Annotated in this window: 14 protein-coding genes; 13 read left to right on the top strand and 1 reads right to left on the bottom strand. The window is 44.6% G+C overall.

The genetic code is table 11. The features are described from left to right. Positions 1-361 precede the first annotated feature (361 nt). Positions 362-1249: an aldo/keto reductase gene (locus tag ABGV42_RS04265; protein ID WP_347380529.1), complete on the top strand. Its 888-nt coding sequence runs from the start codon at positions 362-364 to the stop codon at positions 1247-1249. Between the two features lie 96 nt (positions 1250-1345). Here the strand turns inward: ABGV42_RS04265 and ABGV42_RS04270 are convergent, their stop codons facing one another. Further along, positions 1346-3106 carry a methyl-accepting chemotaxis protein gene (locus tag ABGV42_RS04270; protein WP_347380530.1) on the bottom strand — a complete coding sequence of 587 codons (1761 nt, stop codon included), beginning with the start codon at positions 3104-3106 and terminating at the stop codon, positions 1346-1348. 305 nt (positions 3107-3411) lie between these two features. On the opposite strand from ABGV42_RS04270, the gene ABGV42_RS04275 reads away from it, so the two are divergent. The 12 genes from ABGV42_RS04275 (at position 3412) to ABGV42_RS04330 (ending at position 16675) form a co-directional block, all read left to right on the top strand. Next, positions 3412-3960, top strand: a complete 549-nt coding sequence (locus ABGV42_RS04275; protein WP_347380531.1) for a PadR family transcriptional regulator — start codon at positions 3412-3414, stop codon at positions 3958-3960. Beyond that, complete coding sequence (locus ABGV42_RS04280) at positions 3961-4680, top strand: CPBP family intramembrane glutamic endopeptidase (protein ID WP_347380532.1); 720 nt, start codon at positions 3961-3963, stop codon at positions 4678-4680. 647 nt (positions 4681-5327) lie between these two features. Beyond that, the gene (locus tag ABGV42_RS04285) at positions 5328-5612 is read left to right on the top strand and encodes a hypothetical protein (RefSeq protein WP_347380533.1); all 285 of its coding nucleotides are present in this window, start codon (positions 5328-5330) and stop codon (positions 5610-5612) included. 310 nt (positions 5613-5922) lie between these two features. Next, positions 5923-6543: a histidine phosphatase family protein gene (locus tag ABGV42_RS04290; protein WP_347380534.1), complete on the top strand. Its 621-nt coding sequence runs from the start codon at positions 5923-5925 to the stop codon at positions 6541-6543. A gap of 388 nt (positions 6544-6931) precedes the next feature. After that, the gene (locus tag ABGV42_RS04295) at positions 6932-8479 is read left to right on the top strand and encodes a response regulator (protein ID WP_347380535.1); all 1548 of its coding nucleotides are present in this window, start codon (positions 6932-6934) and stop codon (positions 8477-8479) included. A 195-nt stretch (positions 8480-8674) separates the two neighbouring features. Next, on the top strand, positions 8675-9640 hold the full coding sequence (locus ABGV42_RS04300; protein WP_347380536.1) for an ABC transporter permease: 966 nt from the start codon (positions 8675-8677) through the stop codon (positions 9638-9640). A gap of 14 nt (positions 9641-9654) precedes the next feature. After that, the gene (locus ABGV42_RS04305) at positions 9655-10524 is read left to right on the top strand and encodes a carbohydrate ABC transporter permease (protein WP_347380537.1); all 870 of its coding nucleotides are present in this window, start codon (positions 9655-9657) and stop codon (positions 10522-10524) included. Between the two features lie 88 nt (positions 10525-10612). After that, entirely contained in the window at positions 10613-12256 is a 1644-nt protein-coding gene (locus ABGV42_RS04310; protein WP_347380538.1) for an extracellular solute-binding protein, read from the top strand. A gap of 98 nt (positions 12257-12354) precedes the next feature. Further along, the gene (locus tag ABGV42_RS04315; RefSeq protein ID WP_347380539.1) at positions 12355-14103 is read left to right on the top strand and encodes a sensor histidine kinase; all 1749 of its coding nucleotides are present in this window, start codon (positions 12355-12357) and stop codon (positions 14101-14103) included. Further along, a complete protein-coding gene (locus ABGV42_RS04320; RefSeq protein ID WP_347380540.1) occupies positions 14100-15431 on the top strand; it encodes an ABC transporter substrate-binding protein in 1332 nt (443 codons plus the stop codon). The genes ABGV42_RS04315 and ABGV42_RS04320 overlap by 4 nt, the downstream gene beginning before the upstream one ends. A 489-nt stretch (positions 15432-15920) precedes the next feature. Continuing rightward, entirely contained in the window at positions 15921-16277 is a 357-nt protein-coding gene (locus ABGV42_RS04325; protein ID WP_347380541.1) for an NUDIX domain-containing protein, read from the top strand. Between the two features lie 266 nt (positions 16278-16543). After that, positions 16544-16675, top strand: coding sequence for a YjcZ family sporulation protein (locus tag ABGV42_RS04330; RefSeq protein ID WP_347380542.1), 132 nt, complete (start codon positions 16544-16546; stop codon positions 16673-16675). Positions 16676-17220 lie beyond the last annotated feature (545 nt).

Below are 17220 nucleotides of genomic sequence, written 5' to 3' on the forward strand. Positions count from 1 at the left end.
CCAATGGAACAAACAGAAAAGTTCCTGATCTGATCTTTGACAGAAAGTCCCCAATGTACCCCTTGGAAATGATATTGGAGTAAACCTACGGTTTACCCGATGATATTCTAAGGGGATTTTTTTATGTTGCCCTTCGTCAATTGAGCGTTGAAACGCGTGCAAAGCAAGATCATTTATATATCTATATTGAAAACATTTGATGATTCATTGAACAGGAACTCTCTACCTGGATAAGAAAACGAGAATGCTTCAGATTGATTAATCTGGAGATATCCATTATCATGAAAGCGTTATCGTTAATCTAATACTTATTGTACAATCCGGTCACTTGACCAACATATTAAACCTCGAGGTGAGAAGAGTGAAGTACAGAAGATTGGGCAAGACCGAGCTGGATGTATCCGTTGTAGGCGTGGGCACGTGGCAGTTTGGCGGGGACTGGGGTAAGGATTATACCCAGAAAGAAGTCGATGAGATTCTCTATCGGGCCAAAGAACTGGGTATTAATTTGATTGATACAGCCGAATGTTACGGACCTCACCATATGTCGGAAAGCTTTATCGGCGATTTTATGTCCCGAGACCGGCGTGAGGATTGGGTGATCGCATCTAAGTTTGGCCATCAGTGGCATGATCACTGGACAAATGCCTGGAGTGTGGATCAGATCCGTGTTCAGCTGGAAGAATCCTTGAAAGCCCTAAGGACGGATTATATCGATTTGTATCAGTTCCATTCCGGTTCAGATGAGGCGTTCGATAACGATGAGCTGTGGACCATGCTGGACAAGCAGGTACAGGCCGGTAAAATTCGAAATCTCGGTATCTCCATTGGCAGCAACGATAATCTGCATCAGACGAGCAAAGCTACCGAGTTGAACGCGAAGGCTATTCAGGTTGTGTATAACCGTCTGGACCAGAAGCCAGAGGAGAGGGTATTCCCGTCATGCCAGAAGCAGGATCTTGGTGTGCTCGCAAGAGTCCCACTGGCCAGCGGCTATCTGAGCGGCAAATACAAGCCGGGCGCGGTATTCAATGACAATGTCAGAAAGGGACGCGAGCGTCAAGAGATTGATGAGAAACTGAAGCTGGTAAGTGAAATCCAGAAGAATGAAGTCCCGGAAGGTGTCGATATGGCCTCGTGGGCTCTCGCCTGGTGTCTGAAGCATCCAGCCGTTAGCTGCGTCATTCCAGGATGCAAGAGTCCGGAGCAGGTTGAAGCGAACGCCCGGGCTGCAGATCTGGAGTTGTAGGTGCCAACCAGCAGAATATAATCGTTCATTAAAAACGAAAAAGCAGCCGATCAAAGTTGAATTGATCGGCTGCTTTTTTAACTTAGATGAGTGATCTTAATATTTAAATTGAATGGTCAAACGCTCTAACTTTTGTGACATTTCCGACAAGGTTGTGGCTAGGCTTGTAATTTGCTCCATGGAAGCCAGTTGTTCTTCTGAAGATGCAGCTATATTTTGTGAATGGTCTGCAGCTTGAAGTGCAAGATTGGAGACTTGCTCCTGGCCTGCTGTTATTTCCTGGACACTTGCAGTGATCTGCTGTGTAACACTGGCGAGTTCTTCCGTTTGTTGGGCGATAAAGTTTGTGGACCCCACGATTTTGTTAAACTGTTGTTCCGTCTCATTCGCAATCTGTATACCAGAGTCGACGTCCTGTTTAACTCGTTCCAACGTTTTAAGCGACTGTTCAATATCGTTACGCATATCCTGAATCAACGTGGAAATCTCCCCGGATGACTGGTTCGATTGTTCAGCAAGCTTTCTCACTTCAGCAGCAACCACGGAGAAACCGCGGCCTTCTTCGCCTGCACGAGCAGCCTCAATCGAAGCATTCAAAGCAAGAAGATTAGTCTGTTTTGCAATATCCGTAATGGCATGCAGCATCGTACCAATCTGCTGACTGCGTTCATCTAGCATCCTCATGACCACATCCGTCTCATTAACCGAATGGTTGATCAGATTCATTTGCTTCGCTGTGTGCTCTACGGCCGTACCACCGATGTTCGCCAGTTCCATTGCATCCACAGAAGAATCGGCAATGGTTGATGAGCTCTCCGCTATTCGCTGGATCCCAATGGATATTTCTTCAAGGGAGTTGGTTGTCCGTTGAAGCATCATTTGCTGCTCTTGTGCACCAGCTGCAGATTCTTGGATCGAAATGGTGATATTCTCAGTTGCTTGACTAGTGTGCTCAGCTCCAAGGGTCAATTCTCTGGAGGAAGAAGCTACCTGCTTGGTAGACAGATCGACTTGGCTAATAAGAGTTCTCATGTTTTTAATCATGTCATTAAAGTCTCTGGAAAGCTCACCGATCTCATCTTTGGACTTTATTTTAACTTCTTCAACCGTTAGATCCCCGCCCGCAACGGATTTCAGTCGCTTTGCAATCTTAAGGATAGGCTTGGTTAGACGTCCGGAGACGATGCTGACGATAATGGATCCGAGAACAACAGCAACGGCCGTAACGATTATGACAAGATAGAGCACTTGTGTTGCCCCGCTGTTGAATTCACTTAAATATGCGCCCGAACCGATGATCCACCCCCAATGCGGATCCATTTCAACATACGAAACTTTCGTTTCTACTTCACCTGTATCGGGTAGAGCCCATTTGTAGGTAACAAATCCTCCTCCGGCTGTTCCAACGTTAACGAGCTCTTTTCCCAAAAACACGCCATCTTCCGTTACGACATCTGTTAGATTTTGACCTTCATTTGAAGGATTCATCACGGAATGAGCATCCGTATCAACTGCCCATGGATATCCTGTTTCCCCTACAGTATATTCACTTTTTACAGGCCGCTTATTATCTGCATTTTTTTCACCGAGCAGCTCGACACGAAGTTTTTCCTGTGCTTGCTCCAATGTCATATCTCCGTTCTCAACTTGCTCATTAAGGAGACTAATCATGCCAATGACCATCCGCACACTATTTTCAAGCGCGGCCTTGCCGGATTCATTCATTTCATTTTTCGAAACCGTATACGAGGTGAATCCGATAACGATTGTCGGCACAATTAGTATAGCCAAGCATAAGGTGACTAACTTTGTTCTCAAAGATCTCATTTTTAGTATGGATACAATATTCTTTTTCACTGCATTTCCCCCTCAACTACATCCATTTACAGCTCCCATAACTTCAATAGTTAAAATTTAAATAAAGTCTGTACATCATATATCGAAAAAATAGGCTGCAAAATGAAGTCCTTGAGTGATGCTAAGTCTTAGATCTAGTGGAAGATTGAACTGTATGTATAAAAAACTAGCTGAGTAATCTTGAAATGTGCATATGATTTTTCATAGATCAAAGAGAGCTAAAAATGAATTGTAATCTTTATCTCCATGGAGTAATATGTTAATTAAATATATCTTAAAGATACATTATGAACGGGGAGGGACTTATGAAAAGAATCAATACCACCCATTTTGCCATTCTCGGCTTGCTTCGAATCAAGCCCATGAGTGCCTATGAGCTTGTAAAGTTTTCAAAGGAGAGCATCGGCCTTTTCTGGAACGAATCGTATGGACATATTCATAAGAGCATCAAACAACTGGAGGTAGAGGGCTCTGTATCTGTTGTGGAAGAAGCAGAGACGGGAAGACGTAAAATTGTCTACGGCATTACACAACAGGGATGTAACCAACTTGATTCCTGGTTAACCCTGCCGCCTGAGGAACCTGTCATGAGGAACGAACTGCTTATGAAGCTTTTTGTCTCTGATGAGCATCATATCCCGCAACTAGTCACTTTTCTCGAGGAAGAATTAGCAGCGAGTGAGCAGCTTATCACGATGCTTGCAGGAATAAAAGCGAGTGTTCCTAAGGGGGAAAGCAACCAAGCCCAGCTCTGGTTGTTAACCCTCGACTATGGGGAGCGATACCTTCGGATGACCATGGAATGGTGTCAACATGCGTTGGAAACGTTAACTCATCCAAACAGGGGGATGTAAATGAATAAAAAACGCTTCAACCTGGTTCCAATTCTGTTGATCACGATTGTGGTCGTTGCTTGCGCACCTCTGCTGTTATGGTTTAGAAGCAGTCCGCTACTCACTTTGAACATGTTCGAAAGCACTGTATACAACCTAGAGATTAGTTATCAGATCACGGTATTGTTACTAGCTTTTATCATAATTGGCATTGTATATGGGATGGCAGGTAAAGGTGGACTTGCATATTTAAACCTGAAAAAGCGGGACGGGCGAATTCGGCCTGAACCGTGGATTGGGATTAAGCCGAAAGAAACGGAGACATGGAAACACTTGGGCCTGAATTTTATGATTATTATTACCTTGGTTACGGCCGTAGTTATCTACATCCAAGTGGTGCATGGGGAAAGCGTGAGTCTGGAGCTGTATCCCGGTGGTATACTCATCCTTGTGTTTGCACTAATGAATGCTTTTTCTGAAGAAATCATCTTTCGGTTTTCATTTGTTGCCGTTGTTGGCAAATATGGTTTGTCGCCGTATGCAGCGCAAGGATTATCAGCAATAATCTTTGGTACTGTTCATTATTTTGGTCACCCAGGCGGGGTACCGGGCGTATTGATGGCTGCATTCATCGGATGGTTTTTGGCCAAATCGATGTTAGAAACGAAGGGATTCTTCTGGGCGCTGACGATTCATTTCTTGCAGGACGTCCTTATTTTCAGTGCCTTATTTATGAGATAGCCAGGGCTTGGTGTGCGGACATTGTTGTATAGTAAAATGGGTATGAGGTTTTGGTTCGTGTAAAAAGAGCAAAAAAATTAAATTGGATATTTTTGGTGACCCTTTAAACGGAGTAATATGGCAAACACAACTGCGATTAAGTGATACGTTAACCTATGCCTTAGAGAATAATGAATTTGAAACAGAATATCTAAGATCTTTACTGACACTATACGGTTATGAATCCGATGTATATGTTGCTCTTGAAAAAAAATCAACGCCTCATTAATGGACCCAATACCAGTGACTATATTTACGAAAAGATCATAGAAAACAAACCAACTGAACAATAGATGAATTCTCTTAGCAAAATATCTAGCTTATATAAAAATTTATCGCTACAGCAAAGTCAATTGTTCAATGAAGATGGAATATTCAATGAAGTGGTTTGGGGGAACATTTTGTTGATTGATGATAAAATAAATACCCTGGTTTCACTTTTTAGTTGAATATCAAAACAAAGAAGTGACAATGTGAACCAAACGGCTCTATCGAGGGGACAAGAACAATTTTAACTAAAAGAATACGATAATAGATCAATACACAATAAAGAGAGCAGCTGACCCAAAGCGATCGGCTGCTCTTGTTCAACTTACGGGCATTAAGCGATGAAGTGCAACATTTCGTGTGCTGAGAAAGGAAGCCTCCAAGAAGATCTGGAGAGATATAGGGGAGCTGTTTACGGTGAAATAAAGCAAATCAAAGTTGACCTGAAGCAACAAGGGATAGCGGGGACAAAAGAGAAAGTTAGATATATACTAGTGGAAGTTGAACGAAGTTGGAAAACTGAAGTTGATTCTCAAATCATTGTCGCAACTGACTACACGTGGGGCTTTAATTTCAAGGAAGGCAACAAATACTTGATATACATTAGTGAATGGATGGGGAATTAAGCAGTAGTCCGTGCAGTACGACAATCGAAATGAACAACCTTAACCAAGCAACTGAACTACCCGGTGAAGGAATCGCGCCAAAACAACAAGTGAATTTAGAACACAAGATGTGGTTTATGTTGGAGGCAGGATATTGATTTGTATATCGTACTTGCAATAATAATTGTGGTGAGTTCCATATTAATTCTAAAAATTGAAGGTTTTCAACAGTATGTTGTGTAATCAACCTAATGCTCAGATATTGTAACAGGATCTTTGCTGGTTCATCATTGGTGAGACTTACATGATACATAGGAAAAGAGGGACACAGATGACTACGCTAGGATTGATCCGACACGGAGTAACGAATTGGAATGATGAATATCGGACACAAGGCCATTCAGATATCCCGCTCAATAAGAAGGGACGACAACAGGCTGAACTATTGTCCAGAAGAATAGGCACAGAACATTGGGATTATATTTATTCTAGTGATTTGTCCAGAGCACTTGAAACAGCGGAAATCATCGGTAAGATCAACAATATCGATGTGAGAACGGACCCGCGCTTGAGAGAAATGAACTGTGGGCTTATCGAAGGAACGACAGAACAGGAGCGCGTCAATCGGTGGGGGTATGGATGGTTTAAACAGGATCTTGGCATTGAATCAAACGATGATATCGTAAAAAGAGGCAGGCAATGCCTTGCCGACATATCAGACAGACACCCGGACCAAAATATTTTAATTGTGAGTCACGGTGCGTTCCTTGGAATGATTCTGAAGAGGCTCATTCCCCATATTGATATGACAGAAAGTTTATCGAATACTTCGATCACCATGCTGCATACATCAGAACGATCTCGATGGGACTGTTCGGTGTATAATTGCACTAAACATCTGAATATGGACTCTTTCGAGACGGAGAGAAAGGATGTGGATGATGAAGTGTAGAAGAGCCCTAGTATGGGGCTCTTTTGTTTTATCGGTACAATTTATTGTCTGTAGCCAATGAAATGAACTTGTACCGATTGCAGATATGAGCAAGGCGATGATCCGGGTCACAAACAAAGGGTGAAACCTAAGTTAATGCTCACAAGGTGATATCCTCTATACAGTATCATGTTTGCTTTTGTTATGGCTTGATCCAATGAAGTGCTTAAAACGTGGAAACAAAAAAACAGTCGTGTTGGTTTGTGGAAGATCCACATGGAACGTATATTAAGTTTTCGTGACAAGGAAATAAAGGTATTTCATGATTAGACTGCAATTCATTCTTCGTCTTGAGGCGACAATCTCATTATAATAGAGACATAAGCATATCCAACAGGGGGAATAGCGAATGTACAAGGTTCTGCTGGTTGATGACGAATGGATGATTCTTGACGGAATTGCCAGCGTGATGAATTGGAATCGGCTTGGTACGGAATTGATAGGCACCGCTCAGGATGGGATGGAAGCGCTTGCTTTTATAGAGATTCAGCGTCCTGACATTATCATTACGGATATACGTATGCCTGGCATGGACGGTCTGCAGCTGGTTGAAGCGGTTGCCGAAAAGTACCAGGATGTATCATTTATTATGCTGACAGGCTTTACTGAATTCGAGTACGCCAAGAGAGCAATGCAGTACGGAGTTAAGCATTATTTGCTTAAGCCTTGCAGTGAAGAGAGCCTGATGGAGGCCATCGCTGAACTGGTGGGCGAAAAGGATGAATGGACGGATCAGGCCCAGTTTGTGCAAACGATCCAAACCAACCTGGAACGTGTATTGCCCCATGCGCAGCAATACTTCCTGAAGGAACTCGTCACCAACAAGACCTATGGAGCCAAAGAGTGGGGACACTTCGGCGAATTGTTCGGCGTGCATTTTCGAAGTCAGCAGGTGCGAATGCTGCTGGTTGAGATTGAGGGAGAGCATGAGTACTTGCATCTGTTTGCCATTCAGAACATCGCCGAAGATATCTTTCACAATCCCATTCTCAGCACAACCTTGGGGCGTCATGTGCTGTTGATCATGGAAGACAAACTTCTAGAGGAGCAATTGTTTCAAAACATCGACGAGATTCGTCACACATTCACCCGGTACTATCACTACGATTTGACGATGGCTCTCAGTGAGCCGGGAGAATTGGCACAGACACGTCAGTTGTATATGCAGACCATAGCGTACCTGAACCATCGCTTTTACCTGGGTGAGGGCAGCCTTATTATGGAAAGGGACATTCTGTCTCCGGAGGAACATGGCTATTCTGAATTTGAGATGGATCAGGAGCGGCTCGTTGCGGCCATCCAGGCCGGACATTGGCAGGTGGCGGAGGATGAGCTGAAGCAGACGTTCTGCTTACTGTCTGATCAACGTTATGACATATTTCAGACCAAGTCCTATCTCATCCAAACATTCATGGAGATCATTCGGCTTAGCAGTCCTGCGGAGATGAAAGAATACATGGATCGATTGCCCTGTATGATGGAAACGAGTACACTTCAGTCGTTTCAGCAGTTTATTCTGGATGCAGCACGGGATATTGCACTGGAACGCTACCGGCAGCAGCGCTCCAGACAATCGCAAATGGTGCGAGCTGTCAAGGAACTTGTGGAGTCACGGTATGAGGATGAATCTCTGACACTTCAGGCTATTGCTGGTGAGATTTACATGAACCCGGACTATATCGGCAAAATATTTAAAAAGGAGACCGGAGAGAAATTTACGAATTATGTGCTGCGTTACCGAATGGGCAAAGCATTGGAACTTTTGAAGCAGGATAGCAGCTGCACGGTTTCATCGCTCGCCGAGAAGACCGGTTTTGGAGCCAACTGGCCGTATTTTAGCAAAGTGTTTAAGAAATATACGGGTTTCTCACCTTCCGAATATAGGAAGGCTCCATAGTCTTGCGGTTGTTCAATCTATTCTCTGCATCATACACCCTGTATGCCTCGAAAGGCATACAGGGTATTTTTTTGTCGGTGGAAAGTCGGTTTTGAGCATGAAGAGAGCGGAAATGAGCATGGGAAGCATGGCCTCCAAATTTTATGATTACCCTAGGATGTTAACGAATGAACATCGGAATTGGAGGCAAGGAGAATGGAACTGAAGCGAGGTCCGGTGGTGCAAGCGGGTACATTGAAACCACCAGGCAGATGGGGTGTTGTCAAAAAGGAACTGGCTCGAAACAAATATGTATATCTGATGCTCGTTCCTGTCGTCGCGTATTATTTGATATTCAGTTATGGCCCAATGTACGGGCTGCTGATGGCTTTTCAGGAATCCTACAGCCCCGTCAACGGGATTTTGGCAGGAACGTGGATTGGTTTTGACAATTTTACGATGTTTTTCGAGAGTTACTATTTTTGGCGGCTGATTAAAAACACACTCATTTTAAGTTTTTACAGCATTGTATTTGGGTTCCCGGCACCCATCTTGCTGGCCATCCTGCTGAACGAGGTTCGCAAGAAATGGTTCAAGAGCACAGTGCAAACGATCAGCTACATGCCTCATTTTATATCAGTCGTTGTGGTGGTCGGAATGTTGAAAACGTTCTCAACACTCGATGGAGGCTTGTTTAATGTCATTCGGGAATTTTTCGAGTTGCAGCCAGTCATGTTTTTGGCCGAAAAGGACATGTTCCGTCCCATTTATATTTTATCGAACATATGGCAGGGGGCTGGTTGGGCATCCATTATCTTTTTGGCGGCACTCAGCGGCATTGATCCCCAGCTGTATGAAGCTGCAAAAATCGATGGTGCCGGACGCTGGAGACAACTGCTGCATATCACGCTGCCAGGCATCATGCCAACGATTGTCATAATGCTAATCCTTCGTCTTGGTGCGGTCATGAACTCCGATTTTCAAAAGATCCTGTTGATGCAGACAGCACCCACGTATGAAACATCAGACGTTATCTCCACCTTCGTGTACCGATCAGGGATATTGGAAGGCAATTATACATATTCCACGGCTATCGGGTTATTTAACGGCATTATCAATTTTTCTCTGCTTATTATCGCCAATGCGATCAGCAGAAAACTGAACTCAACCAGTCTCTGGTAAGCGGAGGTGAAACGATGAAAAGGTCTGTTGGGGAACGCATCTTTGATGCAATTAATGTTCTTGTTCTAATCATCATTATGGTGATCTGCTTTTACCCCATGTTATACGTATTCAATTCCTCCATCAGCGACCCGGATCAGATGCTGCGTTCCAGATCTCTGATGCTGCTGCCGGAAGGCTTTCAGCTGGAAGCATATAAGTCCGTTTTCAAAGATACAAGGATATATACGGGCTACATGAACACGCTGTTCTACGTGGTCGCCGGTACGGCGATTAACCTGCTGATGACCTCCTTGGCTGCCTACGGATTGTCAAGAAAGGATCTGATGGGGCGAAAAACATTAATGAAAATGATTACCTTCACCATGTTTTTTGGTGGCGGCATGATTCCGACGTTTTTGTTGATTCAGAATCTGGGCCTTGTGGATACGAGACTAGCCATGATTATTCCAGGAGCAATCAGTACATTTTATTTCCTCATTATGAAAACGAATTTCGAAGGCATTCCAACCAGTCTGATCGAATCAGCGAAGCTGGACGGGGCAAACGATTTCCTGATCCTGTTCCGTATCGTATTGCCGTTATCGAAGCCGATCCTTGCCGTGATGATGCTGTATTATGCCGTGGATCACTGGAACGATTACGTAGGACCGATGCTTTATTTACGCAGTCAGGAGCTTTATCCCATCCAGATCATTATGAGGGATATTCTGATCAGCAGCAGTACGGAAGCCATGGGCGCCGGGACAGATACCGGTTTTGCCATCGGAGAAAACATCAAATATGCAACGATTATCATCTCTACACTGCCAATCATGCTCGTATACCCGTTTATCCAGCGTTTCTTCGTTCAGGGAGCATTAATTGGTGCTGTCAAACAATAAAAGCAATTCAACTGAAATATTTAGGAGCCGCGACTGCCTAAGGTCACGACTTCTGATATTATAAATGACTTATGTGGAGGCGAATGACATGAAAAAAAGAATGGGGTCCATCATGCTCTCTTCTCTTCTGACGATGGCGCTGCTGGCAGGCTGCACCGGAGGAAGCGAAACCACCCAACCTGACGACAACACGGTAACTCCGTCAGAGGCACTTACCGAAATTCCTTTGCCGATTACAAGCGAGCCATTTACCATTGAATACTGGCGTGCCAATGATGCCAAACTGACGGCTTCTCTGGGGAATTTCGGCGAAACGGCAGCCTACAAAAAGAAAGAAGAGCTGACCGGCATCAAGGCAAATTTTACGCATCCGCCTCTGGGACAGCAGCGTGACCAATTCAATCTGCTGATCTCGACGAAGCAGCTGCCTGATGTGATCTACTACAACTGGGCGGATGCTGTTGGCGGCCCGGAGAAAATGATTAAGGATGGCCGAATTATTCGGCTTAACGAACTGATAGATCAATATGCTCCAAACCTGAAACGAATCATTGAATCCGATCCTGATGTGAAAAAGCAAATTGCCCTGGATGATGGAACGATCTACATGTTCCCGTTAATGAAGCTGGATGCACTGAAGCTGAACGCTACTTCAGGATTGATTATACGCAAGGATTGGCTGGATAAACTGGGGCTGGAGGTGCCTACGACAATCGACGAGTGGCATACGGTACTTAAAGCCTTTAAGGAGCAGGATCCGAACGGTAACGGCAAAGCGGATGAATTGCCATTTACGGGGAACTGGGGACCCGGAAATCTGACCAAGCTGCATGATTTTGCACCCGGATTTGGTGTCATCGGTGGCTTTCAGCTGAATGGAGACAAGGTGGAGTACGGACCTATACAGCCAGGGTATCGTGACTTTCTGGAGAACATGTCCACTTGGTACAAGGAAGGATTAATTGATCCCGAAATCATGACGAATGATGGCAAGGCGTTTGATTACAAAATCACCAACAACCTGGCGGGAGCCTATCAGGGTGGCGTATTTAGCGGAATGGGTAAGTACTTCAACCTAATGCGCGACACAGACCCGAACTTTAATGTGACGGGCGCTCCATGGCCGATATCCCCGGATGGCACAGGGTATTCTTCCTTTAATTTGGAAAACAAAGTGCTGAGTTACGGTGAGGCCATCACTTCATCGGCGGACAAGGATAAATTGAAGTACATCGTACAGTGGATGGACTATAATTACAGTGAGGATGGTAGTGATCTGTTCAACTTTGGCATCGAGAATGAGAGCTATGTGAAAGAAGGTGATGGTGTGAAATTCACCGAAGTCATTACCGATAATCCACAGGGGTTGACCTATGACCAGGCACTGGCTGGCTATGCACTATCCATCATGGATGGTCCAATCAATCAGGACAGCAGGTATTTGGATGCACTTCTTTTCGATGACGGGCAGCGTGCAGCTAACGAGGAATGGATGAAAGCCAGCTCGGCGCTGACCCTTCCAACGATTCGCTTGACTACGCAAGAAGCCAGTAAAAGCACCTCGATCATGAGCCAGGTCGATACGTATCTGAATGAGACAATGACCGCAATCATTAACGGCCAGAAACCCATCGCGGAATTCGATACAATGGTCGAGACCATTAAAAGCATGGGTATCGAAGAGGCGATTGCCGTACATCAGGCGGCCTATGACCGCTACCAGTCAAAATAAAAGTCAGTTAATGGCTGTTCATGTTTGTTTCGACAGGAAATTTCTCCTCCATGTGTTATAAGTATAGAGAACACGTGGTGCAAAGGAGCGCGCTTGCCATGACAGCCTATCGCAAATTAAGCATTAAAATGAAAGTGTTTCTGATGATTATGCTGATGATGGCTCTGGTCATCACCCTGGCATTTACCTCCTTATATTATACGTACTCCGTCTATGACAGACAGTTGTATGACAAATCGTCCAGTCTGCTTAACCTCTCCTCGTCCACAGTGGATGCAGAGCTCAGGAAGCTGGAGGCATTATCGCATGCGATGATCTCGGATAGAGTCATTCAAAAGTCTCTGAAGTCGCTAGCCCAGGACGATACGGATTATACGGGATTTGTTGAGCGAAACCGGATGGCTGACCGAGTATGGGAACACGCTAGTGGGGCTGCACGATATGTGCAGTCCGTTCATCTTATTGACTCCCAAGGCGGGTTAGTTAAATATGGCGAAGCGCTGACTTTTTCCAGTGAAAAATATGACCGGATGATCCGAGCAGCGGAAGGAGCAAACGGAGCGGTAAGGTGGCTGTTTCCGGATGACGACGATCCGATGCTGGCCATGGTGCGTCAAGTGAGAAGCTACGAGCCGATGACGCTGGAGCCGGTAGGCATTCTGTTTTTTCGGATCAACATCGACAAACTAATTGAGGAATATGCCGGCATAGATAACAAGGACAGCGATATTGTGCTCAAAGCAGGGCAAAAGGTGATCTATCCGTTCCGGGAGTTTTCAGATAGCCTGTCTGCAGATTTGCAACCGCTTCCAGGGAGCGGGGGGTATGAGATCAAAGAGCTGGATGACCAAATCGTACTTGTGGCACAGAAGAAGTCTGCCCAGACAGGCTGGGTTTATTATAATATGGCACCTTATGAACAGATATTTGAGCGCATCATTTTATTGAAGAACGCACTCATCGTGGTTTATGTGATTGCAATTGTTGTGGTATTGACACTTGGTATGGCTTTTGCTCGCAGTTTAACCAGGCCAATTCAGCAATTGATCACCCAGATGAGGGACATCCAGTACGGAAATTTGGAGAACATGGATACCGCCATTACTATTCCGGTTTCCCAGCATGTGGACGAGCTAGGTTTGCTGCAGCGTACGTACCGGCTTATGATTACTCGAATCAATACGTTAATCAAGGAGAATTATGCTAATCAGCTGGTGATCAAAGAAACGGAATTTAAAGCATTGCAAGCTCAGATTAATCCCCACTTTTTGTACAATGCTCTGGATTCCATCCATTGGCTGGCCAAAAAGAACCGGCAGGAACAGATATCACGCATGGTGTTGTCTCTCGGATATTTGCTGCGTACTTCCATCAGTTTCAAGAAAAATGTGATTACCATCGCGGAAGAACTCGAGATTGTGAGTCATTATATTACGATTCAGCAATACCGCTTTCAAACAAGACTCGATTTGCAAATCGATATGCCCTCTGCCTATTTGCAGTGCAATATCCCCAAAATGACTTTACAGCCCCTGCTCGAAAACGCAATCCAGTATGGACTGGAATTGCAGCCAGGTCCTTGCATGATTCGTCTGTACGCTCAAATGCGGGAAAATAAGCTGGCTGTATTTGTAGAGGACAACGGTCCTGGCATGGAGCAAGAATACGTCGAACAGGTATTGCGTGGTGAGGTCCAAACCAGAGGAAGCGGGATCGGGTTATTGAATATCCGGGATCGGCTCCATCTTGCTTTTGGGGAAGAGTACGACATGATTCTGGAAAGCAATCCGGGCAGGGGAACCCGGGTTACCTTGCTGCTACCACCACCAAAGGGGGAAGAGATGTGAGTATATGGTTTCGATTCATCGGCATACTGTGTCTCCTAACGATTCTTGCGGGGTGCGCTCCCCAGCTTGTCTCGAGACCCGGCATGATTGTCGAAGAAGAGCCCATAACGCTTCATATGGCCTGGTGGGGTGGACAGATGCGCAATGAGGCAACCGCTGCAGTGATAGAACTGTATGAGCAGCAGAATCCCCATGTCCATATCAAGTATGAGTACAGCAACTTCAATGAATATTGGAAAAAACTAGCCCCATACGCAGCGGGGAATACCTTGCCGGACATTATACAAATGGATATCTCCTATTTGTCTCAATATAGCTCCCTCAACTTGCTAGAAGATCTTGCGCCATACATGGATCGTGGCTTGATTGACACCAGCGATATGGACGAAGCCAAGGTCCAGATCGGTGAAATGGATGGAAAAGTTTACGGTATGAGTCTGGGCGTCAATGCCTTGATGGGCTATTACGACCCAGAGATTTTGCGCGCCCAGGGTATCGAAGAACCAATGGAGGACTGGACTTGGGACGATTTTTACGCCATGGGAAACAGCCTGCATGGCAAGGATATTTATTTAGGCACTTACTTCACGCCGGAACAATTTTTTGCATACTTTCTGAGGCAGCATGGCTTGAAGCTGTATGCTGAGGATGGACAGCGGCTGGGGTACGAGGATGATACCTTGTTCATTGATTACTTTGGCCGTATGCAGCAAATGGCCAAAGAGAAGCTCATTTTTCCGCCGGATATCTGGGCCTCGGATATTGGCAAGCCGGATAGGGATCCATTTTATAGGGGCCAAGCCCTGTTTAACTGGGGCTATTCGAACCAGTTTATTGCCACGACCCGGGAATACGGCAAGCCTCTGGCTATTGCCCCCATGCCGGGACCCCACAGCCAGGAAGCACTTTTTCTGAAGCCAGGCATGTTCTTCTCTGTTGCAAGCAATTCCAGACATAAGGAAGAAGCAGCCCGGTTCATCAGCTTTTTCGTCAATGATATTGAAGCGAATAAATTGCTTAAGGGTGAACGGGGTGTCCCTCTCTCATCAAGGGTCAAGGAGCAGATCAGGCAAATTGTCGACCCGGAGGTTCAACAAGTATTCGATTATGTGGATTGGGTAGAAAGCAATAGCAGCCCAATGGACTCCCCCGATCCGGTTGGCGGATCAGAAGTAACTGCAGTCCTGCGAGAGATCTATGACCAGCTGCTTTTTGGCCGGACCACACCGGAACAGGCTGCCAGGCAGTTTCGAGCAGAAGCCAATGCAATTCTGGGGGAGAAACCCCACCTTACGTTTAAAGTATCTGGAAAATCAACGATGGAATGATATAGATCTTTTGGATCTAAAGCAAAACAAAAAGCATATTTAGAACACGAGATAAAAGGATAGTCAGAATAAACGACCAAAAAGAAGACGCTCACTACGTCAACAGATATTATCTTATCTGTTCTCATAGCGGGCGTTTCTTGTTTCCAAATGTATACAAGATCCATAATTCCACCTTCTAGTTCTTAAAAAGAACAATTAAAATACTGACGAGCCAAGGCAGCCCGAATTATTATACAGCTTTTTATTCGTTTACGTAATCTGACTTGAATGTTCAGAATTTGTTGAGTAATATGTGCTAACGTGAAGCTAGCTTTGGCCTGACATATGGTGATATCACGAACGAGCAGGCGATCTTAATGAAGAAATATGATAAATGAGGGATAAAGATGGAGAGAAAAATAAGAAATTCAGTAAAGGCATTGATTATGAAAGAAGGAAAGATGCTCGCAATGAAGCCTGGATGATGATGGTGATGTTTTCTATACTATGCCTGGTGGAGGCCAGAATGCGGGTGAAACACTGACCGCTGCCTTAAAGAGGGAGGTTGCCGAAGAAATTGGAGTAGATGTGGTTCCTCAATCATTGGAATTTGTCATTGAAGGGGTGTATGGTGAAGCGTTCCATCGCGTAGATTTGATTTTTCTATGCGAATACGTAGGACTAATTGACAACTCTATTTTACAGCATGAGGACAGCCAGGTGAGATATGAATGGCTTGATATTGAAAATCTCAACAACCATCCGCTGTATCCATCCAAATTAAGAAAGCAGATTATAAGATTATCGAAAGGTGAAAAAACAGATATGTATCTGGGGAATGAGGAACCGGGGGATCCTGAATAATAATAATGGCAGGTAGCAATCAAAGTGTATCATTGTTTAACAATCGATGAATCGATCAGGTTCTTGGATTCTTCCCCGAGCTTTGAGTTAAGCGGAGAGTACAGCCGCCACAAATGGAATGAGACCTGATGGTGGATTGAACTGCGAACCCGATGCGTACTGTAGAGCTGAAGTAGCAGCGCTGCAAGCCCTTTTTAATACATAGCCTTGTCAAATGATGCATTTCTGAATAAGTTAACACATACCACAAAAGAGGGGGAAGAAACATGAGTGAAGTTGGATATGGTAATGGTAATGTTGGAGGAATTGGTGGGGGATACGGTAGTTTCACGTCAATCGGTGCTATTCTGGTGCTCTTTATTCTGTTAGTCATCATCTCCAAAGCTTTCTTAGTCTAAGGGTTTCTAAATAAGGGACTAAGTGAAAGTGGCATGATTACTGAGTTTGTCCTGTAAAGACAGAAAAGGAACCGCCCGTTTGGAATGTGGCGGTTCCTTTCTAAAAAGCCTTGGTTAGAAGTCGGTGCAGGAGCAGGGGAGCTTCTGGTAATTGTCTGACTTTATTAAATGGATCAAATAATCGTTTTTCCGCAACTTCTATTTTGAATACATATGAAAGTATGCTAAGTAATTCCGTCTTTATGTGTAGTAATGAAGGCTGCAATAGTATAGTTAAGAACAGCGTGGTGGAAGGGTTCGTGTTGCCAATTCGTATCTTGATATCTGTTTGATTAAAACTGAACATATAAAAAAAGAGATGGCCCCGAGAAATTCAAGTGTTATCTCATTTTTATATGAATGTAATTGAACGAAAAATAACGCTATGATATAATCATAACGGCATTGAAAAAAAACAAGAAAGTATGTATATTTTATTCCACTTAATTTTATTTTACATCTTGGACTTGGATTTGTCAATGCTCATTTTTGCCCCAAAAATGGGG

The organism is Paenibacillus pabuli, assembly GCF_039831995.1.
Taxonomy (GTDB): Bacteria; Bacillota; Bacilli; order Paenibacillales; family Paenibacillaceae; genus Paenibacillus; species Paenibacillus pabuli_C.

Bases quoted from the DNA above. Each gene is read 5' to 3' on its own strand.
- ABGV42_RS04310 (WP_347380538.1), top strand. From the start codon at position 10,613: ATGAAAAAAAGAATGGGGTCCATCATGCTCTCTTCTCTTCTGACGATG.
- ABGV42_RS04330 (WP_347380542.1), top strand. From the start codon at position 16,544: ATGAGTGAAGTTGGATATGGTAATGGTAATGTTGGAGGAATTGGTGGG.
- ABGV42_RS04280 (WP_347380532.1), top strand. From the start codon at position 3,961: ATGAATAAAAAACGCTTCAACCTGGTTCCAATTCTGTTGATCACGATT.
- ABGV42_RS04300 (WP_347380536.1), top strand. From the start codon at position 8,675: ATGGAACTGAAGCGAGGTCCGGTGGTGCAAGCGGGTACATTGAAACCA.
- ABGV42_RS04275 (WP_347380531.1), top strand. From the start codon at position 3,412: ATGAAAAGAATCAATACCACCCATTTTGCCATTCTCGGCTTGCTTCGA.
- ABGV42_RS04315 (WP_347380539.1), top strand. From the start codon at position 12,355: ATGACAGCCTATCGCAAATTAAGCATTAAAATGAAAGTGTTTCTGATG.
- ABGV42_RS04305 (WP_347380537.1), top strand. From the start codon at position 9,655: ATGAAAAGGTCTGTTGGGGAACGCATCTTTGATGCAATTAATGTTCTT.
- ABGV42_RS04295 (WP_347380535.1), top strand. From the start codon at position 6,932: ATGTACAAGGTTCTGCTGGTTGATGACGAATGGATGATTCTTGACGGA.
- ABGV42_RS04325 (WP_347380541.1), top strand. From the start codon at position 15,921: ATGCCTGGTGGAGGCCAGAATGCGGGTGAAACACTGACCGCTGCCTTA.
- ABGV42_RS04290 (WP_347380534.1), top strand. From the start codon at position 5,923: ATGACTACGCTAGGATTGATCCGACACGGAGTAACGAATTGGAATGAT.
- ABGV42_RS04285 (WP_347380533.1), top strand. From the start codon at position 5,328: ATGAAGTGCAACATTTCGTGTGCTGAGAAAGGAAGCCTCCAAGAAGAT.